The organism is Frankia umida, from assembly GCF_023242945.1.
GTDB lineage: Bacteria > Actinomycetota > Actinomycetes > Frankiales > Frankiaceae > Frankia > Frankia umida.
Window position 1 is genome coordinate 134,983 of sequence record NZ_JALKFT010000009.1, and the last position, 25,376, is coordinate 160,358.

Consider the following 25,376-nt stretch of genomic DNA (forward strand, 5'->3'; position numbering starts at 1 on the left):
GCCGTCCGAGCCCGAGCCCGAGCCCGATGCCGGCGGGCGTGGCCCGGTTCAGGACCGGGCCACGCCGAGGCTGGCCGCGACGCCGGCCAGCAGCCAGCCCAGGCCCTCGTCGAAACTCTGCTCCGCCTGGTAGCCGAGCGCGAGGAGCTCCTGGCGAGGCAGCCGGGCCAGATGCGGATACTCCCCACTGTTGATCATGGAGTCCAGGTAGGCGGTCAGCTGGTCCTGGTCACGCTCGGTCAGCCGCTCCCGCAGTTCGATGCCGACCTGACCGAACGTGTAGGTGTCCACCGCGCACAGCAGGGCGATGCGCCGGGCCGGCGTCAGCGGCAGGCCGGCGACGGCGGCGGCGGACTGTTCGGCGTGCCGCAGCGCGTTCGGACCGAGACGGGTGGCCCCGGCCTGTGTCTGGAGCAGCCAGGGGTGCCGTAGGCAGGTCTGGCGGGTGTGGTGGGCGATGGCCCGCAGCGCCGCGCGCCAGTCCGCCGGCAGCGGCTCCGGCACCAGGACCTCGGCGGTCACCCGGTCGTGCATGAGTGCGAGCAGGTCGTCCTTGCGGTCGAAATGCGAGTACAGGCTCATCGGCCGGGCGGACAGGACGGCGGCGACCCGGCGGATCGAGACGGCCGGTAGACCTTCGGCGTCGGCGAGGCTGACAGCGGCATCGACGATCTCCTCGCGGGTGAGTGGGGGACGACCGGCGACGCGTGGGCGGGCCCACGGCGGCACGGCGGACTCACGGTCGGGCGTTGTCGCCGCCGGGTTCTGGTCGCCCATCCCCTGAGGTTACGGGCGTGACGGGGATGTCCGCGTGTCCGTCTGACGGACCATCCCGGCGTGCGCGGCTCCTGGCGCCACCCATCCTTTCGCTACGCCGTATCGTGATGCGATACGGTGTATCTTCTGGCGGGACGGCGCCCTGCGCACGACCACATCGGGAGATCTCATGGCAGTGCAGGAACCCGCTTCGCCGGGCAGGTCGGCGGCCGGAGCGGAGAAGATCGACGCCGCTCTCATCCGGCTGGCCCTGGTGCTGCTCGCCGGTGTCGTCGTGGTGCAGCTCGACGCGACGATCGTGTCCGTCGCGCTGGACCGGCTGGGCCGTGCCTTCGAGGTCGACATTCCCACGGTGCAGTGGGTCACCACGGCGTATCTGCTCGCGCTGGCCATGGTGATCCCGGTGACGGGCTGGTCGGTCGAACGGTTCGGCGGCCGCCGCATGTGGATGCTGGCACTCGCGCTGTTTCTGGCCGGCTCTGTGCTGTGCGGGATCGCCTGGTCCATCGAAAGCCTCATCGCCTTCCGGGTCATCCAGGGCCTGGGTGGCGGGCTGCTACTACCCCTCATGCAGACGATCATGGCGCAGGCGGCCGGGCCGCAACGGCTTGGCCGGCTCATGGCCGTGGTCTCCGCTCCGGCCCTGCTGACGCCGGTCCTCGGCCCGGTCCTCGGCGGCGTGATCATCGAAAGTCTCAGCTGGCGTTGGATCTTCCTGATCAACGTGCCGGTCTGCATCGTCGCACTGGTGCTGGCCTGGCGGACGATGCCGCCGCAGGAACTGTCCACCCGTGCGCCCCAGCGGTTCGACGGGATTGGTTTCGCGCTGCTCTCCCCGGGGCTCGCCGCCGTTGTCTACGGTTTCGCCGAGGCGGGCCGCCACGGCGGTTTCACCGAGGCGGCCGTGCTTGTTCCGTTGGCCATCGGAGTCGTTCTGATCCTCGTGTTCGTCGGGTACGCGTTGCGCACCCGGATCGTGCCCCTGATCGATCTGCGACTGTTCCGCTCCACGTCGTTCTGCGGTGCCGCCAGCCTGATGTTCCTGTTCGGTATCTCCCTGTTCGGGGCGCTGTTCCTGCTGCCGCTGTACGAACAGCAGGTGCGTGGACGCAGCCCGGTCGAGGCGGGTCTGCTCCTGGCTCCCCAGGGCCTGGGCATGATGATCGGAATGGTCGTGCTCAGTCGGATCGCCGACCGGGTCAGCCCGCGCGCGATGGTCCTGGGCGGGCTGACCCTCAGCGTCCTGGGCTCGGTGGCCTACACCCAGGTGACGGCACACACCAGCGAGGTGCTGCTCGGGGCGTCCCTGGTCGTGCGGGGTCTGGGTCTCGCGGCGGCGATGGTGCCGGTGATGTCCGCGGCCTACATCGGGCTTTCCGTCGCGGAGATCCCGCGGGCGACCTCCGCGGTGCGGATCTTCCAGCAGGTCGGGGCGTCCCTGGGCACCGCCGTGCTCGCCGTGGTGCTCGCCCGCCAGTTGCCCGATGCCACCGGCGGCGGCCGTCCGCCCGACGCGGCGGCCACCGCCCACGGATACGCGGTTTCCTTCTGGTGGACCCTCGGTTTCAGCATCGCCGCCGTTCCGCTCGGCTTCCTGCTGCCGAAACGTTCTGCCGTGGCGCGGGAAACGGACGGGCACGGGCACGTCGACGCCCCGGAGCCGCGCAGCGGCCCCCCGGCGCGGGTCGCCGCGGCCACCGACGGGCAGTAGTCCGGGTCGGCCCTCAGCGGGGCGGCTCCTGCGGGGCGTCCTGCCAGGGGAAACGGACCGTGACCGTTGTCGGGCCGCCGGCGGGGCTGTCGACCGTCATCGACCCGTCGATCCCGGCGATGCGCTCACCGAGGCCGGTCAGGCCGCTGCCGCCGCGCGGATCCGCGCCGCCGACGCCGTCGTCACCGATCCGCAGCCGCAGCGAGCCGTCCTCGGCGCGGTGCAGGTCGACGGTGGAGTCCGTGGCCTGGCTGTGTTTGCTGATGTTGGTCAGTAGCTCGGCGGTGGTGAAGTAGATGATGCCCTCGAGCGCGGCGGCCGGCCTCGCGGTCAGCTCCACCGTCACCAGGGTCGGGACGGTGCAGCGATCGGCGAGGGCGGCGAGCGCCGCGGGCAGGCCGCGATCGGTGAGGATCGCCGGGTTGATACCGCGGGACAGATCCCGCAGCTCGACCAGGGCGAGTTTCACCTCGCCGTGCGCCTCGGCGATCATCTCGGCCGCGGCCTGGGGATCCTCGGCGAGGATCTCCTTGGCCATGCCCAGGCCGATGGCCAGGGCGACGAGCCGGGCCTGCGCCCCGTCATGCAGGTTGCGTTCGATCCGCCGCAGGTCGGTGGCGGCGTCCCGGGCCGCCCGCTGGTTCGCCGTGGCCTCGCGCACCCGCTGTTCCACCCGCGCTGACGGGGCGAGCAGACCGGTGACCATCGCCCGGTCGACGGCCACCAGCATCCGGGTCGCCCCGGGCAGCACCACCCAGGCGACCGTGAGCAGCAGCAGCGCCGCCACGAAACTCAGGATGCCCCACGGCAGCCGGATGAACAGGAACAGCGCCTCCCGCCAGGCGGCCGGGTCACCCAGAGTGGCAAGCCCCGGCCCGCGCTGGCCGGGACGCCGGGACGGGGGGTGGGAAGGGGTAGGGACGCGCAGGCCCAGCAGACAGCGTGCCCTGGCCCGCTCCAGCGAGCCGAACGCCCGGCAGATCCGCAGCCCCGCGACCAGCACCGGAATGCCGACAACCGTGACGGCCAGGCCCACACCGAGGGAGATCACCACGGTCACGACAACGAACCCGACCAGCGACAACGGCAGGTTCAGCAGCAGGTGGAGCAGCCCACGCCAGGTCACCGCGTCGGCGACGAGCCAGGCCCGTTCACGCACTCTCGGGGCAGTGTGCGAGATGGTCACGTAAAGTGATACTCCCGTCGCTCCCGCTCAACCGGGCTATTATCCGCCCGTCCTCTGGAGGGCCGCTCACGAGGTGGCCCGAGAGTACCGCGATCGTGGGTAGTTCGAGACTTTGTCGGTGGGGGATGATTGTCTTCTCGTAGACCCGCAGGGCATCCGCTTCCCATCCGGAAGCGGTCGGGCGACCACGAGGAGCTTGCGGTCATGAAACTTCTCACGGCCACGGCGTACGGGCAGGGCCTGCGCGTCGACGATTTCCACTGGGCGGTGGAAGGCGAGCTCGTCACCCTGCGTGCATTCTGCGATCTGCATCTGGACCGTCCGCACGGGCGATGCGAGTGCGGCCGGGTCTTCGTCGGTCTTGGCTCGCACTACGGCACCACCACGGCCATGGTGCGCCATCTGCCCGGAATCACCGAAGACGACTATCGCGACGCGCTGTGCCACAGTCTCGACGCGCAGGGGTGGCCGGCCGCCGACGCGGAGGCGGAGGCCACGCGCCTGATCGCCGAGGTGGAGCGCTGGCCGGTCGGGGCGATCATCGAGCGTTTCGTCGACCGCCTCGCGATTCGGGCCCTGTCCGACGCCGACATCGGCCGCGTGCCCGGTCGGCACTGATCGTCGCCCGGCTGCCCGGCTGCCCGGCTGCCCGGCTGCCCGGCTGCCCGGCCGCTCGTTGGCCGGGGGCTGGGGTCGGTCTGGCCTGGCCGCGGCGGCCGTCAGGACGCTGCTGGCAGCACCGAGGACGCGAGCGGGGGTTCGGGCTGCGGCCGTGGCGTCGCCGTGAGAGCCCGCGCCTCGCGGCGCCCACGCGGGGTGCGGCCCCATGGCTTCGTGGTCGACAGCACGGTCGCGGTGATGAACAGCAGGTTCATCACCGTGCCGCAGACGACCAGCGCCACGGTCTGGGCCGGATAGCCGGCCGCCGCGGTGGCACTGTGCTTGGCGGAGGCGACGATCAGTGTGCGGATCACCGCCCCTCCGCTGATCACGGCCACCACGGTGATGCTCAGCTTCACCACGATCCACCAGTGCCGCAGCAGGCCCCAGCGGGTCTTCACCGACAGCACGACACCGGTGATCAGGGTGAGCAGCGCCAGCGGGATGTTGAGCGTCCGGTCGATGACGTGCATCAGTTCGTAGGCCGGGTGCCGCAGATCCGGATCGATCGCGGCGGTGCTGGCGAGGACCAGCTGGCAGAACGCGACGCCGTTCCAGCCGACACTCACGATGATGTGCAGGGTGAGCAGGGCCGTCCGCAGCGGCTTGCGCAGCTGGGGCCGCTTCGCCGGGCTACCCGCGGACTTCTTCCGGATTGGTTGCGGGGCCGGCTCGGCCTCGCCGGCGGCTTCCGGCCTGGATTCGACGGAGCTACCCGTGGGCTGGGCCGGGATGTCGGCGCCGGAGGGCGGCTCGGCGGAATCCGCCGAGCTGGGAAAGGTGGTCGCGGTCGCCTTCGGCGTGGAGCCGGCTGATGCGTCGGCTGATGCTGTGATGGCGTTCGCATCGGCGGCGACTTCTGGTGCGACCATCGTGGTTGCTGCGGCAGCGCCGCTTTCGGCAGCGCCGCTTTCGGCAGTGCCACTGTCGACGCCGCCACTTTCGGCGGCGACACCTTTGGCGGTGCCATTCTCGGCGGCGACATCTTCGGCGATGCCACTTTCGGTGGCGGCATCAATGGCGACGTCAGATCGCGGTGCGGAAACACCGGCGGGCGCGGCATCGGTCGCGGGCTTGCTCCTGCGGCGGGGCGCGCGAGGAGGCCGCCCCTGGGGCGAGGTCATTTCTGGTTCTCTCTGTCATGCGCCACCGGGTCGGGGCGATCTCCTGTGCCGCTGCGGGCCGTCAACCCACCGTGGCGAAGCGTGAGCCTACGCGAGTGCGAATCCGGATAAATGGCAACATCCGGAAGGCTCCGGGGCAGGAAAAGACAGAGAAAACCAGGACAGCTACCCCCTGGTGTGGTATCGCAATCCGGCTGGTCCGGCCGCCTGTTTCGCGCAGGGGGCCGGACCGGGGCTTTCCGGCCAGCTCAGCCCAGCGGGTTCGGACCGCCGGGCTCGGACTGCTCGGCCAGGAAGCGTTCCAGAGCCTCGCCCAGCTCGTCGGCCGTTGGCAGCTTCTGCTCACCATCAACCGTCGGCAGGCTCGGCCCGCGCCGGCCCCGCTGATAGGCGTCGTACTGCTCCTCCAACGCCCGGACCAGGGATGCGGCTTCGCCACCTTCGGCGAGCTGGCTGTTGACCTCGTCGTTCACGGCGAGCGCCGCGGAGCGCAGTCCATCCAGCGGCAGCATCAGACCGGTGGCCTTGGACACGGAGGTCAACAACACCTCGGTGGCCGCGGGATACGTCGACTGCGCCAGATAGTGCGGGACGTGGACCGCGAAACCCATCGCGTCCCGCCCGTCGCGGCCGAGTTCATATTCGAGCAGGTGACCGGCGCTGCCCGGAATCTGCAGCCGACGCAGCCAGGGTTCGTACCCGGCGATGAGCTCCTTGCGGCTGGCATGCGCGGTCACGGAGGCCGGACGGGTGTGCGGCACCGCCATGGGGACGGCGTTCAACCCGACGGTCAGCGCGACGCCGAACTGATCGACGATCTGGCGCAACGCGGCGATGAAGCGTTTCCACTGCAGGTCGGGTTCGGGTCCGGTCAGAAGCAGGAACGGCACGTCCGACTCGTCCCGAAGCTCGTAGAGCGCCAGCACCGGGTCGGCATAGCTCTCCCAGTGATCCTCCGAGAAGATCATGGGAGGGCGGCGGGAGCGGTAGTCGAGCAGCTGGTCGACATCGAACGTCGCCACGACCCGGTGCTCGAGCGCTGTGAGCAGGTGTTCGCCGGCCAGGCTGACGGCGTTTCCCGCGTCGACGACGCCGGTCATCACCTCGAGCATGATCGGCCGGTGCTGCTCACCGGACTGCTGCTCGGACCCGTCCTCGGTGAGACTGTAGAGCTCTCGTGGATCAAGCACGATCGACGTCCTCCTCTACACCACCGCTCGCTTCCGTCACCTGAAAAGAAGCGCAGCCGAGGCCGGTTGCATTCCACCGACCCGGGACCGACCGGAACCGGGCACCGCTCGCTGTGGTCAGGAGGCTGTGGTCAGGAGCTGGCCAGGCCAGGCCCATCCCTGCCTCGTCATGATTTTACCGGCTTGCAGGCCCCGGACGCGGTCGCGCGCCGCGCTGAACGTGCCGAGCATCCCCCCGGTGGTGGTCGCCGCGGGTACGGACGGATTCGGCATGTCCGTGTATTGCCGCCTTTACCTGGAAGCAGCGGTCGCGGGGTGATCGGTCGCGCTCGCTCGTGTCCGCCTCCGGCGTGAGCTCACCGGATCGGGCGGACGCGGCAGCGCTGGAGCGGTCGGACCCGCGGCCGTAGGCTGCGCCGCGTGCGCATCCTCGTCACCGGAGCGACCGGGAAGGTCGGCGGTGCCGTCGTGCGGGCGGCACTGGCCGCCGGGCACGAGGTGCGGGTGCTGGTCCGCGGCCACCCGGGCAGCGGCGCGCTCCCAGTCGCCGGGCTTGACGTGGTCGTCGGGGATGTGACGGATCCCGCGACGCTGCCCGCCGCCGTCGAGGGTGTCGAGGTCGTGTTCAACGCGATGGGCGTGCCCGAACAGTGGCTTGCCGATCCCGGCCGGTTCGACCAGGTCAACGTCGCCGGGTCGGCGCGGCTCGCCCGGGCCGCGGCGGCCGCCGGGGTGCGTCGCCTGGTGCACACCAGCACGATCGACGTGTTCGACGCGCCACCCGGCGGCCGGTTCGACGAGACGAGTCTCGCGTCCAGGCCGAAGGGCACCCCGTACGAGCGGTCGAAGCAGCGAGCCGAGCAGGCCGTGTTCGCCGCGGCGGGCGAGCTGGAGGTGGTGGTGGTGAACCCGGCGACGGTCTACGGCCTCGGCCCCTACGGGCCGGCGTCCATGGAGCTGCGGATGTTCCGGCCGGCGCTGCGTGGGCTGCTGCCGGTGGTGCCGCCAGGCGGGTTCGGTCTGGTGTTCACCGAAGGTCTGGGGCGTGGTCAGCTCGCCGCCGCTGGCCTGGGCCGGCCGGGGGCGCGGTACATCCTGTCCGACATCCACCTGAGTCTGCGTGCGCTCACCGCCGCGGTGGTGAGCGTGGGCGGGCGTGGCCGGGCCCCGGCCGTCACGCTGCCGGCAGCGCTGGCCGAGCTGCTCGCGACCGGTGGCGAGGCGGCGGCGCGGCTGACCCGGCGCCCACCGCCGCTCGCGCGTGGCCAGCTGCACTACCTGCGGTGGAACGCGGTACCCGATGCCAGCCGGGCCCGCGCCGAGCTTGGTTGGGAGCCGACGCCGCTCGAGGACGGCCTGCGGCACACCCTCGCGGCACTGCCACGGTCCTGACCGAGCGGCACGACCACACACTCGATTGGGAAAATCCCAATCCGCTGGTAGGATGATCGCATGCGCAGCATCGGCGACCGTGTGCTGGAGCGGATCAGACAGGCCCGTCCCGACGCTCGCCAGCAGGACATCGCCCGCGAGATCGACATGACGCCCGATGCGTTCTCGCGTGCGCTGAACGACCGGCGCGCCTTCTCCTCGATCGAGCTGGCCCGCCTGGCCGACCTGCTCGGCGCCGATCTGCACTGGATGATCACCGGACGGGTCGATCCCCACCGGCTGGTGGTGGCGGCCCGGCACACCTTCGATCATGCGAGCGGCCGCCGGGGCGTGCCGGCCCGCGAGGCCGACCAGCGCCTCCTGGAGGACATCGCGCTGGCCTACCGGCAGGCCTATCCCGTGCCGGGCGAGGTGGCGCGGGTGCCGGTTGCGCCGCCGCTGCCCCAGAGCCCGGGGGAGATGCGCGTGGTGTTGGGTGAGGATTTCGTCCGCCCCTTCGCGGAACGGCTGGAGGCCCACCTCGGCATCGGGGTCGTGCGCCTGCCCGGGTTGTCCACCGCGTACTCACTGGCGATCGGCGCCTACCGGGTGATCGTGCTGCCGGGTACCGGCAACTGGTTCAGGGAGAACTGGTCGCTCGCCCATGAGCTCGGTCATCTCGTCCACGGCCATCATGAGGATGGTGCCTGCGAAGCCGAATGGAATCGGCGGGAGGCCGCCGCCAACGCGTTCGCCGCCGAGTTGCTGCTGCCACGGGATCTGCTCGGGGCCGTCGAGTGGGTCAGTCTGGATTCCGCCGGCCTCGCCGATCTGGTCTGGCGGCGCGGGGTGTCCATCGACGCGCTGGCCCGCCGGTTGAACGCGGTGTGCGGCGAGTTGCCCGCCGTGGTCGACGAATGGGTCGGGCAGACGACGCAGCGACTGCTGCGGCGGCACTGGGCGTCCCGCACCGGCGATGACGAGATCACGACGCGGATGCAGGCCGCCGCCCGCCGCCGCTTTCCCCTCGAGCTCACCGAGGCGCATCTGGCGAGAATCGCCACCGGCGCGCTCGGTAAGGAGACGCTTGCCTGGATGCTGGGTGTCGATCCGGACGAGGTCGAGGTGGACACACCCTCGGTGCCCGAGGTGAACGTCGATGATCTGGTCGAGGTGCTGGGCCACTGAATCGTGACCGTCCTGCTGTTTCCCGACAACACCGTGCTCATCAATTTCGCGATCATCAACCGGATGGATCTGCTGGAACGGCTCGTCAAGGGCAACGGCCGCTGGTGCGCCACCGTCGAATCGGAATGTCGCCGCTCCGCGCGGGTGCCTGGACTCGATGTGCTCGGCAGTGCACGGCGCATCTTCGGGGCCCCATGGTTACCTGACGCCGCGGAGCTGCAGGATGCGATGATCATGCGCGACGGCCTGGCCGGCCCCGGTGACAGCCGGCATCACCATCTCGGTGAAGCCGAGACGCTCGCCATCATGACGCGGCGCCGCGTGAAAGGCCTGTTCGTCACGGACGACCGGGCAGCCACCCGACTGGCCGCCCGCAGCGGCATCACCGCGATCACCACCTGGCATCTCCTCAAGGCGTCGGTGCGCAGCGGCATGATCAAAGCGGAAACGCTCTGGCGATACACCATTACTTTGCGCGACTATCCGCGAGCTCTTCCGGTCGGCGTCGCCGAGAGCCGGGCGTCGTTCGACGCCTGGCTGGCCTCCTGACTCGACGCTTCTGACCTGGAGCTTCTGACCTGGAGCTTCTGACCTGGAGCTTCTTACCTGGCGCTCCTTCGCGGTCGGCGGTCGGCGGTCGGCGTTTCGCGTTTCGCGTTCGGCGCTGAGGCTTGGCGTCCGCGGTCGGGAGGGGGCTGGCGCGGGGGGAGTGTGGCGCAGCGTGCGGGGCTGGCGTCGATCCGGACTCGGCGGATGGTGTTCCCGTGGTCGAGACGCCGCCACCAGTGCACATTTCGGTTGTTCATCGCGGTAGTTGTCACAAACTGCCGGCTGGTGCGCGACCCGGTCGGTCCTGCTGCCTATGGTGGTAGATCTAACGGGCTAATCAGGGCCATCGGGTGGAAGAGGCGACGGGTGAACGTAATCGCGTCGCCTCACCGCATTGTCCGTGTGCCGTTTTGTCTGTTTCGTCCGATCTTCGCCGACGCACGATGAGCGTGGGGCATCCCCCGCAGCGGGGCGCTCCCGGACAGCAGGCGGTCACCGGGCAGCGCACCGGGGCAGCGGATCACGTCGGGTCCGACGGTGGCGTGGACGATCCCGCCGGCTCCGGTCCCGCCCCGACCGACCTCGGAGTGATCGACGCGGCCGGCACGGGCGGCCCCGAGCCCGTCCTGTCCGCCCCGGAGACCACGCCGATCTCGCGTGGCAGCGCCGCGGGAGCCGGGCGGGTCGAGGTGCCGACGGCGGAGCTGCCGAGGCGGGCGGGGGCCGTGGCGACGTTCGGGACGCTGCCCGAGGAGGCGCTGCCCGCCGGCGGGCTGTCGATGGTGACCATGGCCAAGGCCGGCACCCCCGACGAGCCGCCGGTCACACCGGTACGCCGACGGCTGCGGTCGCGACTGCTGATGGGGGCCGCCGGGCTGGTGAGCTTCGTCATCCTGGTCACGTCGGTCGCCGGCTGGGTGATCATCGCCGCCTACGACCGCCGGATCGACCGGGCCGACATCGCACTGCCGCACGCCGATGTCACCCGGCCGCCGTCGGTGCCGGTGGGCACCGAGAACTGGCTGCTGGTCGGCTCGGACGTGCGCACCGGCAGCGATGCCGCGAAGGTCGGCGGCGCCCGCTCCGACACGATGATGATCGCGCACCTGGACTCCGACGGCACCACCTCGATCGTGTCCATCCCCCGGGACCTGTACGTGCCGATCCCGTCCTACACCGACACCGACGGCGACGCTCACCGCGCCCGCCGCGACCGGGTCAACAGCGCCTTCAACAGCGGCGGCCCGGCCCTGCTGGTGGCCACCCTCGAACAGCTCACCGGCATCCGCATCGACCACTACGCCGAGATCGACTTCGGCGGCTTCCAGCGGATGACCACCGCGATCGGCGGGGTCGACGTCTGCCTGGTCGCCTCGCCCTACGTCGAGCCGCTCACCCTGGACAACGGCCGCCGGGTGCGCTCGACGAACCTGAACGACCCGAGTTCCGGCTTCGCCGGCGTCGCCGGCACCAACCACCTGATCGGCGAGCAGGCGCTCGCGTTCGTCCGGCAACGCCATGGCTTCCTGGACGGTGACCTGTCCCGCATCCACCGCCAGCAGGCGTTCATGGCCGCGGTGTTCCGCACGGTGGCGTCGTCCGACGTACTGCTGAGCCCCGGGAAGCTGACGTCCTTCCTGAACGCGCTGACCGACGCCGCCGTGCTCGACGGGGGCACCAGCATCACGGACCTGCGGCTGCTCGCCGAGCGTCTGCGCGGCATGAGCACCGGCTCGGTGAGCTTCGCGACCATCCCGATCACCGGCGAGGTCTCGTCCCCGGCGTTCTACTTCTACTACGACCCGAACGCCGTCCGCGCCTTCTTCGCCGAGCAGATGGGCGACGCCGCGGCGGCCGAGACGACAACAGCCCCGAGTCCGACCCCCACGGGCAGCCCGGCACCGGCCGCCGGTACGGATGCGTCCAGCGCCCCCAGCGCCACGGCCACCATCTCGGACGCGGGGGCCAGCCAGGCGACCGCGGCGGCCACCGGCCCGGTCGTCGTCGCCGGAACCGCCATCCCCGGAGCCGACCAGGCCACCCAGTTCACCGCGGTGACACCCACCGTCACCGCGAGCCCCAGGTCAGCCGCGCGCACCGGCGGCACCGCCTCAAGCCCGACCGCCCCGAACCCGACCAGCTCGGCCACCCCCACCGCGGTCACCACCACCACCGCGGCCGCGGCCTGCATCAACTAGCGACCGTCCGTCGCCGTCAGGGCGTCCGCGACCGGCCACCGTGCGACCGGTCCGGTCAGCCGCGCAGGAGCTGGCGGGACATGACGACGCGCTGGATCTGGTTGGTGCCCTCGTAGATCTGGGTGATCTTGGCGTCGCGCATCATGCGTTCGACCGGGAAGTCGCGGGTGTAGCCGGCGCCACCGAAGAGCTGGACGGCGTCGGTGGTGACCTCCATGGCGACGTCGGAGGCGAAGCACTTGGCGGCGGCGGAGACGAAGCCGAGGCCCTTCTCCCCACGCTCGGCCCGCGCCGCCGAGACGTACACCAGGTGGCGGGCCGCCTCGATCTTCATGCCCATGTCGGCGAGCATGAACTGCACACCCTGGTTGTCGGCGATGGCCCGGCCGAACTGGCGGCGTTCGCGGACGTAGGCCAGCGCCGCGTCCAGCGCGCCCTGGGCGATGCCGACGGCCTGGGCGCCGATGGTCGGGCGGGTGTGGTCGAGGGTGGCCAGCGCGGTGCGCAGGCCGGTGCCTGGTTCGCCGATGATCCGGTCCGCGGGGATGGTGCAGCCGGTGAAGTGGATCTCGGCGGTGGGGGAGCCCTTGATGCCGAGTTTGCGTTCCTTGGTGCCCACCGCGAAGCCGGGGTCGTCGCGGTGTACGACGAACGCCGAGATGCCGTCGACCCGGCGGGTGGCGTTCGGGTCGGTGACGGCCATCACCGTGTACCAGGTCGACTCGCCGGCACCGGTGATCCACGCCTTGGTGCCGTCCAGCACCCAGTGGTCACCGTCGAGGCGGGCCCGGGTGCGCATCGAGGCGTTGTCCGAACCGGCCTCCCGCTCGGACAGCGCGTAGGAGATCATCGCCTCGCCGCTGGCCAGTGACGGCAGCACGAGCCGCTTGAGCGCCTCCGACCCGGACAGGATGATCGGCAGGCTGCCGAGCTTGTTCACCGCCGGGATCAGTGAACTCGCCGCGCAGGCCCGGGCGACCTCCTCGATCAGGATGCAGGTGGCGACCGAGTCGGCCCCCTGCCCGCCGTAGGCCTCGTCGATGTGCACCGCGGCGAAGCCGGCGCGGGCGAGCGCGCCGTACGCCTCGACGGTGAAGCGTTCGTGCTCGTCGGCGTCCGCCGCGTACGGGGCGATCTCCTTGTCGGCGAGGCCACGCACCGCCTCCCGCAACGCGATGTGCTCCTCGGGAAGCTGGTAAAGGTCGAACGACGCGTTCATGGCAGCCCGCCCGCTGGTCGCAGTCAGATCCTCGATGTGACCCGGATACCCGGCGTCAGATGACCGGCACCCGGCGCCGGAGTCCTATCGGGTGTACGTGTGGAACCCGCGTCCGCTCTTACGGCCGAGCAGGCCCGCGTCGACCATCCGCAGCAGCAGCGGCGGCGCGGCGTACAGCGGCTCCTTGAACTCGGCGTACATCGAGTCGGCCACACCCTTGATCGTGTCCAGGCCGATCAGGTCGCACAGCTTGAGCGGACCCATCGGATGGGCGCAGCCGAGCACCATGCCGTTGTCGATGTCGTCGGCCGCGGCGAGGCCCGCCTCGAGCATCCGGATCGCCGAGAGCAGGAACGGCACGAGCAGCGCGTTGACCACGAAGCCGGCGCGGTCGGTGGAGCGGATGGTCTGCTTGCCCAGCGCCTCGGCGGCGAAGCTCTCGGCGGCGGCCACGGTCCGCTCGGACGTCAGCAGCGACGGGACGATCTCGACGAGCTTCTGCACCGGCACCGGGTTGAAGAAGTGGATGCCGACGACCTGCTCGGGCCGGGACGTCGCCACCCCCAGCTTCATGATCGGAATTGACGAGGTGTTGGACGCGAAGATCGCGTCGGGGCGGGTGACGACCTTGTCGAGAGTGCCGAAGATCTCGGCCTTGAGCCGCTCGTTCTCCGCGATCGCCTCGACGACGACGTCCCGGTCGGCGAACGCCTCGAGCTCGGTGGTGAACGTCAGCCGGGCCAGCGCCGCGTCCCGATCCGACTCGCTGATCTTGCCGCCGCGCAGCGCCCGGTCGAACGAGGAGGTCAGGCGCTTACGGCCGGCCTCGAGCGCACCCTCGTTGATCTCCCGGACGGCCACGTCGAGCCCCGCGCGGGCGGCCACCTCGGCGATGCCGGACCCCATCAGGCCGCAGCCGATGACCCCGAGCCGGGTGTACCCGGCCGGACCGGTCGTGGCCTCGGCCACACCGTCGGCCAACGTCGCTGTCTGCACCGCACTCACCGAAGATCCCACTCCTCTCGGACGCCAACGCCGACGCCCCGAACGCGGGTACGCAGGCGACGCCGACACCACGGATTCGTCGGCGATCGTCCTGTCATCCACCCTAGACGGTGGGCCTGTCCGACTCACCAGATTCGCCCCGATCAAGATCTTCCCTGGTGGTCGCGGGACGGCCGTCCGATCGGGTGGGTCAGGAGCCGAGCAGCAGCGCCCACAGCGGCAGGGTGAGCAGGCTCAACGGCACACCCACACCCACCAGCAGGCTGGGCAGCGGGGTGGCCAGGTCATGGCGGGTGGCGATCAGCGCACCGGCGACCATCGGCGGCATCGCCGTCTCGAACAGGGCGATGGTCACACCGTGGTTGCCCAGGCCGCCGGCCAGCGCGTAGCAGCCGACGACGAGGGCGGGCGCGACGACCAGCTTCACCCCGAGGCCAAGGACGAGCTCCCGCCAGTACCGGCGGGCCGCCGGGACCTCCAGCTGCATCCCGATCGAGAACAGCGCGAGCGGGGTGAGGGTGGCGCCGAGGGACACCAACGCCTCGTCCAGCCAGGACGGGAAGGTCACCGGGCGCAGCAGCAGCGCGCCGACCAGGGCCAGCAGCGCCGGCGAGGTCAGGACCCGGCGCGCCAGCTCCACGCGGGGCAGCGCCGCCCCGGCGACGACCGTCACCGTGACCAGAACAACGGTGTTCACCAGCAGGAACGAGCCGAGCTGGTCGACGAGCACGGCGATCGCCACATCATCGGCACCGTAGAACGCGGTCACCATCGGAAAGCCGACGAAGCTGGTGTTGGCCACCGCGGTCGCGGCGATCAGGGCGGTCACCGTCTGGCGGGGCAGGCGCAGGAGCCGGCCCGCGAACAGGTAGAGCGCGCAGGAGATCGCGAACAGCAGGTAGGGGGCTGCCACGACGAGCGCGAGATGGTCCGGGAAGTCGACGAGGTGCACCGTGTGCAGCACCAGAGCGGGCAACGCGATGTCGAGCAGCCAGGTGTTCACCACCGCCGCGGCCGCTGGCGGTGGGTGCGAGCGGCGTCGGACGCAGATTCCCGCGACCAGCCCCACCAGCAGGACGACCAGCGCGGACACCTGGTCATCGTGGCAGCTCACCGTCGGCTGGCAGCCCCATCGTGGCGCTTGTTACGCGCCCGCCGAGGTCAGCGCTGGTCGCCGCGGCGGCGTAGCCGGCGGATGCGGCGCAGCAGGCGGGGCAGGCCGACGTTCAGGACGAACAGCGCACCGGCGAGCACGTAGTTCCCGGCGCCGAACCGTACCTGGCCGGGCAGGGGAAGCAGGGTGTAGGTGATCAGGACCAGCATCGGCAGGATCAGCGTGGCCACCATCACCCCGCCGACCCAGGGCGGTGAGTCGGTCATCGACCGGGACCTGCGCGGCGGCACGGTGGTGCCACCACTGTCGGCTACCACCTGGGTGCCATGTGGTGGAGGTCCTGTTGTCGGCGCACCGATCGGGCTGGCAGATTGACCCGTCGGCGCCCCCCGGTGGTCCTGGGTCGGTCGCCGCGGCCGACTCGACGCGTCCGACTGTGGGCCGGCGCGCCCGGTGAATGGGAGGTCCCTGTGGTCGCCCCTGTGCTCACCGTCCCCGGCTGTCCCGCCTGGCGTGACGGCAAGCGGTACATGTGGCTCACCGCCACCGTCGTCCCGCTGACGGCCATCGTCGGCTACGGGTTGTGGCACCGCACCGGTGTCGGGTTGCACTGGTGGATCACCCCGCTGTTCGTGTTCGGCCTGGTCCCGCTGCTCGATCTCACGTCGCCGCCGGACGCGGTCAATCCGCCGGAGGCCGTGCGGGCACAGCTCGAGGCGGACCGGTACTACCGGCGCTGCACCTATCTGTACCTGCCGCTGGCCGGGATCGCGCTGGTTCTGGGCGCCGCCGCCTGGGGGCAGGGGCACCTGTCGGTGCTGGCGCGGGTCGGTGCGGTGCTCTCCGTCGGCAGCGTCACCGGGGTGGGCATCACCACCGCCCACGAACTGGGCCACCGGCGGAGCCGGCTCGAGCGGGTCCTGGCCCGGCTGATGCTGTCCGCCACCGGCTACGGCCATTTCCTCGTCGAACACAACCGTGGGCATCACCGGCGGGTCGCGACGCCGCGGGATCCGGCCAGCGCTCGCCTCGGTGAGGGCTTCTGGCGGTTCTGGCCGCGGACGGTGTTCGGGGGGCTGCGGTCGGCCTGGGTGCTGGAGGCCGACCGGCTGCGCCAGCGTGGCCGGCGGGTCTGGTCGCCGCGCAACGAGGTGCTGCGCGGCTGGCTGCTCACCGCGACGCTGTACGGCACCCTGAGCGCGATCTTCGGCGTCGAGGTGCTGGGTTTCCTGGTCGCCCAGGCCCTCGTCGGGGTGACCCTGCTCGAAGGGGTCAACTACATCGAGCACTACGGTCTCGCCCGGGCCCGTCTGCCGGGCGGACGATACGAACCGGTCACCCCCCGGCACAGCTGGAACAGCGACGCGGTGGTCAGCAACCTGGCTCTCTACCAGCTGCAACGACACAGTGATCATCATGCGCATCCGACCCGGCGTTACCAGGCGCTGCGTTCGTTCCCCGAGTCGCCGCAGCTGCCCGCGGGCTACGCCACCCTGCTGGTGGCCGCCTGGCTGCCACCACTGTGGTTCCACCTGATGGACGACCGGGTCCTCGCCCACTACGGCGGCGACCTGACCCTGGCCCACGTCCAACCGTCCCGCGCGCGGGCCCTCGCCGACCGTTACCGGGCCTGAGCGTCCTTCGGGCCGTCCGAACCGCTGGACGGCTTGGGTTGCCCGGGTGAGGACGCCGCCTGAGCGGCCGGGGGAGGTGTCGGGGCGGGGCCGAGCAGCCGGTGGAACAGGTCACGCAGCCGCAGCAGCGCCTGCCGCAGTTTCTCGGTGTCGGCGCCGGCCTGGGCGTCGGTGTGCGCCTGGCGGTAGGCCTGCGCCAGTTCGGGATGGTCCACGCCGAGGAGTTCGGCGCGCTCGCGGACATCGCCCTGCGGGTAGCCGCGGGCCCGCATCACCTCGCTGACCAGCTCGTCGGCCTGGCGGGTGATCCCGCCCGGGTCGTCCACGAAGCGGCTTTGGAGCCCCTGCCAGCGGCGGACGAAGGCGGTCCGCTCCGCCTCGGTGAGGGCGACCAGGGTGAGGGTGTCACGCCGTTCGGCGACGGCCAGCAGATGGCGATGCGCCGCGCGACGGCTGCCCAGTTCGGCGACCGCCCGGTCGTACTCCGGGCCGAACCGGCGGCGCAGTGCGACCCGTCCACCGCCACGGCGGTCGACCAGTGCGGCCGTGACGATCAGCGCCACGGCCACGGTCACCAGCAGGACCCAGCCCGCGACGGGCACGCTCGACCACCTCCGCCGCTCCACCTCGCAAGGCGATCACCGTGGCGGACGATACCGGCGGGCGACGGCGCCGAAGCGCCAGGCCGCCACCAGTGGGCGGCTGGTGCGACCGCTCAGCCGGCGTCGTCGGCGGGCTCGACCGGCGGCGGCGCCGATCCGCCCAGGTGCGCGGGCAGCCACCAGTCCGGCTCGCCCGCGCCGGGACGTGGGTAGCCCCGCTGGGCGGTGTCGAGCAGGTTCGTCATGACCTTGTGCAGCAGGTCTGTTCCGGCCTGCCGGTCGGCGAGCTCCGCAGCGGGCACCGGCTCACCCACGGTGATCGTGATGGGCGTGCCGATCGCCTCCCGCGGGCGCAACGGCCGGCCCTTGGTCAGGACGCGCTGACTACCCCAGATCACCATCGGGATGACCGGCACCCCCGCGCTCGCGGCCATCCGGGCCGCGCCCGACTTGAACGGGGCAAGGCAGAAACTCGGGCTGATCGTCGCCTCGGGGAAGACACCCACCAGCTCACCGGCCCGCAGCGCCTGCAACGCCTCCCGCAGCGACCCCGCCCCCGCCTTGCGGTCGACCGGGATGTGATGCATCCCCCGCATCAGCGGGCCACCGATCCGGTGATCGAACACGGCCTTCTTCGCCATGAACCGCACCGGCCGGCGTCCCGCCGCCCAGAACGGCAGGCCGGCGAGGGCGAAGTCGAGATAGGACACGTGGTTCATCAGCACGATCGCACCGCCGGACGCCGGGACGTGCTCGACACCCTGTATGTCGATCCGCAGGCGCAGGCCCGCGAACAGGCCCTTCGCCACGCCGACGACCGGCCGGTAGACGTATTCCGCCACGGACGGGTCTCTCCTTGGGTAGTCCCTGCCAGGTTTCGCCCCCCGGGCTGCGCTGCCCGCCTGCGACCCTACCGTCGTGTCCGGTCGTGGCCAGCGCGGGGAGCCAGACCGCCGCGGCCCCACCCCGGCACCGACGCGGGGCCCCCGTACCCACCGGACGATCCACCAGAGATGATGGCCTTTCGCCGGCTGTTGTGTCGTCGTTCGGGTCGGAGGGGGCGAACTGGATGGAGATCCTTCGGCGCAGCTTCGAGGCGCAGCCGAATCCACCCGGCTGGGTGCTGGTCCTGGCCGCCGTCCTCGCGGCGCTGACGGTGCTGAGCAACCGGCTGTGGCCGGTCGCCCGGCATGTCATCACGATCGCCCACGAAGGCGGGCACGCGCTGGTGGCGGTGCTCAGCGGTCGTCGCCTCGCCGGGGTACGGCTGCATTCCGACACCTCCGGCGTCACGGTCTCCTCCGGGCGGCCGACCGGGCCCGGGGTCATCGCGACGGTGGCCGCGGGTTATCCCGCGCCGTCCCTGATCGGGCTGGGCGCGGTCGGACTGTTGGCGGCCGGCCGGTCGAGCCTGGTGCTGCAGCTGTGCGTCGCGCTGCTGCTGACGATGCTGGTGGTGATCCGCAACGGGTTCGGCGTGCTGTCGCTGGTGGTCAGCACGGCGGTGATCCTGGTGATCTCCTGGTTCGCGCCGGCGACGGCCCGCGCCGGCTTCGCCACCTACATCGCCTGTTTCCTGCTGCTCGGGGCGTTGCGTCCGCTGGTCGAACTGCAGCGCCAGCGTCGGCGTCGGCGGGCACCCGACTCCGACCCCGACCAGTTGGCCCGCCTGACCAGGCTGCCCGGAGCCTTCTGGGTCGTTCTGTTCGGCCTGTGCGGGCTGGCCTGCGCCGCCGGGGGAGCCACGCTGCTGTTCGACTGGCCGTCCTGAGCGGACGGTGCGGGGCCGGCGGGCTGGAACTGTCACAGGTGCCTGGGAGACTCGGACAGCATGTGCGGTCGTTATACGCAGAAGCTGAAGTCCGACGATCTGGTCGCGGCGATGTCCGCGCGCGACGAGACCGGCGGAGCCATTCGGGAGAACACGAACGTCGCGCCCACCTCCACGATGCCGATCGTCGTCGCCGAGCAGCCCTCCGACACCGGAGCTGACACCGACACCGACACCGGAGCTGACACCGACGCCGACACCGGAGCTGACACCGACGCCGGAGCCGACGCCGCTGCGGTCGGTGAGCGGGTGCTGCGGCTGGCCACCTGGGGGCTGGTCCCGTCCTGGGCGAAGGACCGTTCGATCGGTGCCCGGATGATCAATGCCCGCGCGGAGACGGTGGCCGTCAAACCCGCGTTCCGCTCGGCGTACGCCGCCCGGCGCTGCCTGGTGCCCGCCACCGGCTTCTACGAGTGGTTCCGGCCAGGTGGGGGAGCCCGCCGGGGTCAGCCGTTCTACATGTACCCGGCCGGCCATCCGGCCACCGGCGACATCCTCGCCTTCGCCGGGCTCTACGAGGTGTGGCGCAAGGGTGACGAACCCCTGGCGACGTTCACGATCCTGACCACCACCGCGGCCGAGGGGCTTTCGTTCCTGCACGACCGGTCCCCGGTGATCCTGCCCGTCGCCGCCTGGGATCGCTGGATCGACCCGGCCACCGACCCGGCGGACCTCACCGCGCTGCTGCGTCCCGCGCCGGCCGGCGTGCTGCTCGCGCATCCCGTCGGTACGGCGGTCGGCAACGTGCGCAACAAGGGCGCCGAACTGACCGACCAGGTGGAACTCGACGAGGCCGTCACCGAGGCGATCGAGGAGTCCGGCGGCCCCCGCGCCACAGCGCTGTCGGCCGGTGTCGTGATCGGAGGCTGATCGCTGTTCCGTCGGCGGACCGGTCCGCTCCGGCCTGGTTTGTCCGCTGTCTTCTCGCTTCGCCTGCTCCGGTGGCGAGGCGGGTGGACGCGAAGGGCGGTACTCGCCCGAAGCGGTTCGGGCGAGTACCGCCCTTCGTCACACCACAGGCGTCACGATCGCTGGGCGGTCAGCTTGCGGAGATGCTGATGGCCTCGGTCGGGCAGCACTCGACCGCCTCCTGAAGGTCGTCCGCCCGCGAGTCGTCCGGCTCCTCGTTCAGCAGGTAAAGGTAGCCATCATCGCGGATCTCGAAGATGTCCGGCACGAGCCGGACACACGTGCCGCTGCTTGCACAGCGGTCGAAATCGACGTTCACGCGCATCGGCGAACCTCCCGTACTGCTTCCAGAATGTCGTGGTCGTGTGGACCATACCGCTGAGGTGCGCCACGCAACAGCGACGTGCCTGCTCTGGACTCGGCAGCCGGACGGCGGCTTCGCCGCGCAGGTCAGGAGCTCTTGATCGCCGAGATGTCCAGCTCGATCTTGATCTTGTCGCTGAGCAGGACGCCACCGGTCTCCAGGGCCGCGTTGAAGGAGATACCGAACTCCTTGCGACTGATCGACGTGGTCGCGGTGAAGCCCGCGCGGGTGTTGCCGAACGGGTCCCTGGAGCTGCCCTCGAACGTCACGGCGAGGTCGACCGAGCTGGTGACGCCGTGGATCGTGAGCTGGCCGGTCAGGACGTACTCGTCGTCGCCCTTGCCAGCGGTCGCGCCGGTGCTGACGAAGGTGATCGTCGGGTAGGTGGCCACGTCGAGCAGATCCGCCGACTTCACGTGACCGTCCCGGTCCGGCACGCCGGTGTCGAACGAGGCGGTCTGGATCGTCACGGACGCGCTGGAGGCGGTCGGGTTGACCGCGTCGAGCTGCAGGATGCCCTCGACCTCCTTGAACTGCCCGCGCACGGTGGTGACCATCGCATGGCGGGCGGAGAACCCGATGCGGGTGTGGGCCGGGTCGAGCGTCCAGGTGCCGGTCAGGTCGATCACGGTGGGAGCTGGGGCGGTCATCGCGTCCTCCTGGATGTGCCGTCAACGGACTGACCTTCCGCAGGTGGGTCGGTCACCGTGATCTGGCGGTCGCTGTGGGCCAAATTTGATTGCGTATGCAACTTATAGCCTGGGTCAACGCGTGTTCCCGGCGCATATTCCGTCGGGCGGATGAACACCGCAAGACAAGAGGTACGGCCTGTGGACGACGTTGGACCGTCCACAGATCGAGGTCGGGGACTGCCGGCCGGGCGCCGTGCGATCTACGGTTTCGCCCATGGTCACCACCACCCCTGGCCCCGGGTGCCCAGCCGCTGCTCGCCCCCCGGCCCGGTCCGGGCCCAGGCCCCAGTCCGTAGCCGCCCGGGCTGCGCCCACCGCGCCGGTGCCCCCGGCCGCTCCGCTCCCGCCTGATCCGCGTCCGCTCGGTCCGCCTCCGCCTCCGCCCGGTCCGCGTCCGCCTGATCCCTTTCCGCCGCCGCCCGCCGTATCCGTGCCGTCCGCCGCTGCGACGCTGCCTCCCACGCCGGTCCCACCGCCCCCTGAGCCCGGGGCGTTCGTGCCCACGTGCCGGGTGCGGGCGGGCAGGTTCGCCGGCGAGCCGGAGCGGGACGCCTGGGCGGGCGATGATCTGCTTCTTGACTGGTCCACCGACTGGGACGAGGCCGAGGCCGAGGGCGCGTCCGGCGCCGGACGGCGGCCCCCCGCGTTCGGGGGACAGCGTCCACGGGGCCGAGGCGACCTGGCCGCCGGCCGCGCTGACCTCGAGGAGGATTTCGATCCCGATGATGTCGGCGATCCGGCTGGTTTCGGCGGTCCGGCTGACCCCGAGGATCGGCCTGGCGCGGCGTCCGGTGCGCCCCCGGCGGGTCGTGCGCGGCTGATACGGGCTCGGGTCGCCGACCGGCTTCCGCTGGCGCTGCGCTCGGCGGTGGTGGCACCGGCGGCGAGTGCCGCGCTCGTGCTGGCGCTGGTCGCGCTCGGGGCGGCGGCCGTGGCGACCTGGCTCGCCTGGCAGCATCGGCCGGTGCCGGTGAGCGCACCCCCGGCCAGCTCCTCGGCGGTGATCGCGGCCCTCTCGCCCGGAGCCACCGCCCCCGAGAGCTCGACGGACTCGGGCGGCGCCACCACCGGCGTCGCCGGATCCGCCGCGGCCCGCCCGGCTGGCGGCACCGGCGCGCCGCCCGGTGAGGTGGTGGTCGATGTCGCGGGCCGGGTGCGCGATCCAGGAGTCGTCCGGCTGCCGGCGGGCTCACGTGTCGTCGACGCGCTCGAGCGGGCCGGCGGGGCGCTGCCCGGCGTCGACACCACCGGCGTCGCGCTCGCCCGGCTGCTGGTCGACGGCGAGCAGGTGCTGGTGGACGGCCAGCCCGGGCCGCCACCGCAGGCGCCGCCCGCCGGTACCGGCGCTGCCCCCGGCACCGCGGCGGGGGCAGGCGGCGGTGCCGGGGGCAGCCCGCTGGATCTCAACAGCGCCTCCGCCGAGCAGCTGGACGCGCTGCCCGGGGTCGGTCCGGTGCTCGCGCAGCGGATCGTGCAGTGGCGGGTCGAACACGGCCACTTCGGCTCACCCCAGCAACTGGGGGAGGTCACCGGGGTCGGCGACAAGCGACTCGCGGATCTGCTTCCCCTGATCAGGGTCTGAGCGCGTGGTCTCCGTCGGCCTGGAGACGGGACTCACGCTGGCACAGCGGCCGTCCTCGACGCCACCGCTCCTTGACGCGCGCCTGATCACGCCGGCTGTGGCCGCCTGGGGCGGTGCCGCTCTGGCGGTGGGAACGACCCTGCCGGACGCGGTCCTGCTGGCCGCCGCCGCGGTCGTGCTCACCGTGCCGCTCGCGCTGGCCGCCCGGCGCCGGCGCTGCCGGCGCCGTCGAAGCCCGGTGCGCCTGGCCGCGGGTCCGGCGCTCGCCGCGGTGGCGGTGTCGTTCCTGGCCGCGGGCCTGCTCGCCGGCGGTCTTGCGACCCGGCCGGGTGACCGAGGGCCCCTGGCCGATCTGGTGGACCGGCAGGCGACGGTCACCGCACGGGTCGTCGTCACCGACGATCCACGGCGGCTCGCCGCCGCGACGGGCGGCCCGGGTGACCGAGGCGGGCCGTCCTTCACCGTGCCGGCCCGGCTGGAACGGGTGGATGCCGGCCTCGTCCACCTGCGTGGGCAGGCCCGGGTGGTGCTGCTGGTGCGTGGCGCGCACTGGGGCGACCTGCTGCCCAGCCAGCACCTCGACGTGCGGGGCCGGCTCTCCCCACCGCGGCGCGATCCCACCGTCGCCGCGGCGATGCTGGTCCGCGATGCCTCCCCCCGACCGCGGGGCGAGCCGAGCTGGCCGCAACGGACGGCCGGTCGGCTGCGCTCGGGCCTGCGCGCGGCGGCCTCGGGCCTGCCACAGCCACGCCGCGGCCTGCTGCCGGCCCTCGTCGACGGTGATGTCAGCGCCCTCGACGAAGGCCTGCGCGACGACTTCCGGGCCGCCGGTCTGACCCATCTGACAGCCGTCAGTGGCGGCAACGTGGCCGTCGTGACCGCCGCGGCGCTGCTGGTCGCCGGGCGGGCCGGGCGCGGGGCGCGGGGCCGGGCGGTGCTCGCCGCCGGCGCCCTGCTCGCCTTCGTGGTGCTGGCGCGACCGTCGCCCAGTGTCCTGCGCGCCGGGGTGATGGGCCTGATCGGCCTGGCCGCGTTCGCCGGCGGGCGGCCCAGGTCGGCGTTGGCCGCCCTCGCGGCGAGCGTGACGGTGCTCGTGCTCGTCTGGCCGATGCTCGCCGTCTCCGTCGGGTTCGCGCTGTCCGTCCAGGCCACCGCTGGAATGATCATTCTGGCGCCTGGGTGGCATGCCGGTCTCGCCCGCCGTCTGCACCCGCGGCTCGCGGAGCCGCTCGCGGTCGCGGCCGCCGCGCAGATCGCCTGCACCCCGGTGATCGCCTGGATCGGTGGTGGCATCAGCCTGATCGCCATCCCGGCGAACCTGGTGGCCGCCCCGGCCGTCCCGGCGGCGACGGTGCTGGGGGTGCTGACCCTGCTGGTCGCCGCGGTGGCACCGGCCCCGGCCCGCCTGCTTGCCCACGCCGCCGATCTGCCCTGCTGGTGGCTGGTGACGGTGGCCCGCACCGCCGCGAGGCTGCCCGCCGCCACGGTGCGCTGGCCCGAAGGGCTGCTCGGCGCTGGCCTGGCGCTCGTCGTCGCCGTGGCCGCGCTGGCCCTGCTGCGTCGTCGGGCCGCCCGCCGGATCGTGGCCGCGGCACTGGCGGGGCTGCTGGCGGCCCGGTGCACGGTGATCGAGCGCGTCGCGGCCTGGCCGCCGCCGGACTGGCAGGTGGTGGCCTGCGAGGTCGGGCAGGGCGACGCGCTGGTCCTGCGGACCGGGCCGGGGCAGGCGGTCCTGGTCGACGCCGGGCCCGACCCGGCCCGGCTGACCCGCTGCCTGGACGACCTCGGCGTACGGGAGCTACCGGCGATCATTCTCAGTCACCTGCACGCCGATCATGTGAACGGTCTGCCCGGGGTGCTGGGCCGGCGGCGGGTGGGTGAGGTGCTCGTCGGGGCGTTGCGGGAACCGGCCGGCCAGTGGCGGCTGGTGCGCCGGTGGGCGGATCAGGCCGCCGTGCCCGTTCGCACCATCACGGCCGACAGCCAGGGCCACGTCGGCGCCCTGCGCTGGACGGTGCTCGCCCCGCGCACGCTGCTGCACGGTACGGACAGCGACGCCAACAACGACAGCCTGGTCATCCTCGCGCTGGTCCACGGCGTGCGGGTGCTGCTCACCGGTGATGTCGAGGCCGTCGGCCAACAGGCGGCGCTGGGGGCGCCGGGCGCGGCGACGGCCCTGCGCGCCGACGTGCTCAAGGTGGCGCACCACGGCTCCGCCGACCAGGACCCGGATTTCCTACGGGCGGTGCGGGCCCGCTACGCCCTGATCAGCGTGGGCGTGGGCAACGACTACGGCCATCCCGCGGCCGCCACCCTGCGGGCACTGCGCGCCGCCGGAGCCGCCGTCGGTCGCACCGACCGCGACGGCGCGCTGGCCGTCACGGCACCCGCCGGCTCGGACGGGGGACCCTCGGTGGCGGCCTCGGTGGTGCGCCGCGGCCCGCGGGACGGACCGTGACATGCTGGCCGC

General features: G+C 72.1%; 23 protein-coding genes. 11 read left to right on the forward strand and 12 right to left on the reverse strand.

The window, feature by feature from the left end; all coding sequences use genetic code 11:
- Positions 1 to 48: 48 nt before the first annotated feature.
- Entirely contained in the window at positions 49 to 777 is a 729-nt protein-coding gene (locus MXD59_RS11590; protein ID WP_248810648.1) for a TetR/AcrR family transcriptional regulator, read from the reverse strand.
- 169 nt (positions 778 to 946) lie between these two features.
- Between MXD59_RS11590 and MXD59_RS11595 the strand changes: the two genes are divergently transcribed.
- Positions 947 to 2,488 (forward strand): MDR family MFS transporter, encoded by a 1,542-nt coding sequence (locus MXD59_RS11595; RefSeq protein WP_248824677.1) that lies wholly within the window; start codon positions 947 to 949, stop codon positions 2,486 to 2,488.
- A 13-nt stretch (positions 2,489 to 2,501) separates the two neighbouring features.
- On the opposite strand, the gene MXD59_RS11600 is transcribed toward MXD59_RS11595, so the two are convergent.
- Entirely contained in the window at positions 2,502 to 3,674 is a 1,173-nt protein-coding gene (locus MXD59_RS11600; protein WP_248824678.1) for a sensor histidine kinase, read from the reverse strand.
- 204 nt (positions 3,675 to 3,878) lie between these two features.
- Between MXD59_RS11600 and MXD59_RS11605 the strand changes: the two genes are divergently transcribed.
- Positions 3,879 to 4,292 (forward strand): DUF7715 family protein, encoded by a 414-nt coding sequence (locus tag MXD59_RS11605; RefSeq protein WP_248824679.1) that lies wholly within the window; start codon positions 3,879 to 3,881, stop codon positions 4,290 to 4,292.
- Positions 4,293 to 4,393: 101 nt separating this feature from the next.
- On the opposite strand, the gene MXD59_RS11610 is transcribed toward MXD59_RS11605, so the two are convergent.
- Positions 4,394 to 5,206 carry a hypothetical protein gene (locus MXD59_RS11610; protein ID WP_248824680.1) on the reverse strand — a complete coding sequence of 271 codons (813 nt, stop codon included), beginning with the start codon at positions 5,204 to 5,206 and terminating at the stop codon, positions 4,394 to 4,396.
- Between the two features lie 500 nt (positions 5,207 to 5,706).
- Positions 5,707 to 6,648: a PAC2 family protein gene (locus MXD59_RS11615; protein WP_248824681.1), complete on the reverse strand. Its 942-nt coding sequence runs from the start codon at positions 6,646 to 6,648 to the stop codon at positions 5,707 to 5,709.
- Positions 6,649 to 7,068: 420 nt separating this feature from the next.
- Between MXD59_RS11615 and MXD59_RS11620 the strand changes: the two genes are divergently transcribed.
- The 4 genes from MXD59_RS11620 (at position 7,069) to MXD59_RS11635 (ending at position 11,954) form a co-directional block, all read left to right on the forward strand.
- Positions 7,069 to 8,040 (forward strand): NAD-dependent epimerase/dehydratase family protein, encoded by a 972-nt coding sequence (locus tag MXD59_RS11620; protein ID WP_248824682.1) that lies wholly within the window; start codon positions 7,069 to 7,071, stop codon positions 8,038 to 8,040.
- Between the two features lie 60 nt (positions 8,041 to 8,100).
- Positions 8,101 to 9,207: a helix-turn-helix domain-containing protein gene (locus MXD59_RS11625; protein WP_248824683.1), complete on the forward strand. Its 1,107-nt coding sequence runs from the start codon at positions 8,101 to 8,103 to the stop codon at positions 9,205 to 9,207.
- A gap of 3 nt (positions 9,208 to 9,210) precedes the next feature.
- Positions 9,211 to 9,756: a hypothetical protein gene (locus tag MXD59_RS11630; RefSeq protein WP_248810639.1), complete on the forward strand. Its 546-nt coding sequence runs from the start codon at positions 9,211 to 9,213 to the stop codon at positions 9,754 to 9,756.
- Positions 9,757 to 10,205: 449 nt separating this feature from the next.
- Positions 10,206 to 11,954 carry an LCP family protein gene (locus MXD59_RS11635; RefSeq protein ID WP_248824684.1) on the forward strand — a complete coding sequence of 583 codons (1,749 nt, stop codon included), beginning with the start codon at positions 10,206 to 10,208 and terminating at the stop codon, positions 11,952 to 11,954.
- A 55-nt stretch (positions 11,955 to 12,009) separates the two neighbouring features.
- Here MXD59_RS11635 and MXD59_RS11640 read toward each other — a convergent pair whose 3' ends face one another.
- The 4 genes from MXD59_RS11640 to MXD59_RS11655 form a co-directional block, all read right to left on the reverse strand.
- Positions 12,010 to 13,173 (reverse strand): acyl-CoA dehydrogenase family protein, encoded by a 1,164-nt coding sequence (locus tag MXD59_RS11640; RefSeq protein WP_248824685.1) that lies wholly within the window; start codon positions 13,171 to 13,173, stop codon positions 12,010 to 12,012.
- Between the two features lie 84 nt (positions 13,174 to 13,257).
- The gene (locus tag MXD59_RS11645; protein ID WP_283096763.1) at positions 13,258 to 14,154 is read right to left on the reverse strand and encodes a 3-hydroxybutyryl-CoA dehydrogenase; all 897 of its coding nucleotides are present in this window, start codon (positions 14,152 to 14,154) and stop codon (positions 13,258 to 13,260) included.
- Between the two features lie 214 nt (positions 14,155 to 14,368).
- The gene (locus tag MXD59_RS11650) at positions 14,369 to 15,271 is read right to left on the reverse strand and encodes an AEC family transporter (RefSeq protein ID WP_163549845.1); all 903 of its coding nucleotides are present in this window, start codon (positions 15,269 to 15,271) and stop codon (positions 14,369 to 14,371) included.
- Between the two features lie 68 nt (positions 15,272 to 15,339).
- A complete protein-coding gene (locus MXD59_RS11655) occupies positions 15,340 to 15,558 on the reverse strand; it encodes a hypothetical protein (protein WP_248824686.1) in 219 nt (72 codons plus the stop codon).
- Between the two features lie 204 nt (positions 15,559 to 15,762).
- On the opposite strand from MXD59_RS11655, the gene MXD59_RS11660 reads away from it, so the two are divergent.
- Positions 15,763 to 16,926: an alkane 1-monooxygenase gene (locus MXD59_RS11660; protein ID WP_248824687.1), complete on the forward strand. Its 1,164-nt coding sequence runs from the start codon at positions 15,763 to 15,765 to the stop codon at positions 16,924 to 16,926.
- Here MXD59_RS11660 and MXD59_RS11665 read toward each other — a convergent pair.
- A complete protein-coding gene (locus MXD59_RS11665; RefSeq protein WP_248824688.1) occupies positions 16,914 to 17,528 on the reverse strand; it encodes a hypothetical protein in 615 nt (204 codons plus the stop codon). The genes MXD59_RS11660 and MXD59_RS11665 overlap by 13 nt on opposite strands.
- Before the next feature lie 113 nt (positions 17,529 to 17,641).
- Positions 17,642 to 18,370, reverse strand: coding sequence for a lysophospholipid acyltransferase family protein (locus MXD59_RS11670; protein WP_248824689.1), 729 nt, complete (start codon positions 18,368 to 18,370; stop codon positions 17,642 to 17,644).
- Positions 18,371 to 18,597: 227 nt separating this feature from the next.
- Here MXD59_RS11670 and MXD59_RS11675 point away from each other — a divergent pair, with 227 nt between their 5' ends.
- Both MXD59_RS11675 and MXD59_RS11680 read left to right on the forward strand, forming a co-directional pair.
- Positions 18,598 to 19,299 (forward strand): M50 family metallopeptidase, encoded by a 702-nt coding sequence (locus MXD59_RS11675; protein WP_163549849.1) that lies wholly within the window; start codon positions 18,598 to 18,600, stop codon positions 19,297 to 19,299.
- Between the two features lie 60 nt (positions 19,300 to 19,359).
- Positions 19,360 to 20,229, forward strand: a complete 870-nt coding sequence (locus tag MXD59_RS11680; RefSeq protein WP_248824690.1) for an SOS response-associated peptidase — start codon at positions 19,360 to 19,362, stop codon at positions 20,227 to 20,229.
- A gap of 169 nt (positions 20,230 to 20,398) precedes the next feature.
- Here MXD59_RS11680 and MXD59_RS11685 read toward each other — a convergent pair whose 3' ends face one another.
- Positions 20,399 to 20,593 carry a ferredoxin gene (locus MXD59_RS11685; RefSeq protein WP_248810624.1) on the reverse strand — a complete coding sequence of 65 codons (195 nt, stop codon included), beginning with the start codon at positions 20,591 to 20,593 and terminating at the stop codon, positions 20,399 to 20,401.
- A gap of 125 nt (positions 20,594 to 20,718) precedes the next feature.
- Positions 20,719 to 21,282, reverse strand: coding sequence for a YceI family protein (locus tag MXD59_RS11690; RefSeq protein WP_248824691.1), 564 nt, complete (start codon positions 21,280 to 21,282; stop codon positions 20,719 to 20,721).
- Between the two features lie 538 nt (positions 21,283 to 21,820).
- Here MXD59_RS11690 and MXD59_RS11695 point away from each other — a divergent pair.
- Together MXD59_RS11695 and MXD59_RS11700 are read left to right on the forward strand one after the other, a co-directional pair.
- Positions 21,821 to 22,906, forward strand: coding sequence for a helix-hairpin-helix domain-containing protein (locus MXD59_RS11695; protein WP_248824692.1), 1,086 nt, complete (start codon positions 21,821 to 21,823; stop codon positions 22,904 to 22,906).
- Between the two features lie 4 nt (positions 22,907 to 22,910).
- A complete protein-coding gene (locus MXD59_RS11700) occupies positions 22,911 to 25,364 on the forward strand; it encodes a ComEC/Rec2 family competence protein (RefSeq protein ID WP_248824693.1) in 2,454 nt (817 codons plus the stop codon).
- Positions 25,365 to 25,376 lie beyond the last annotated feature (12 nt).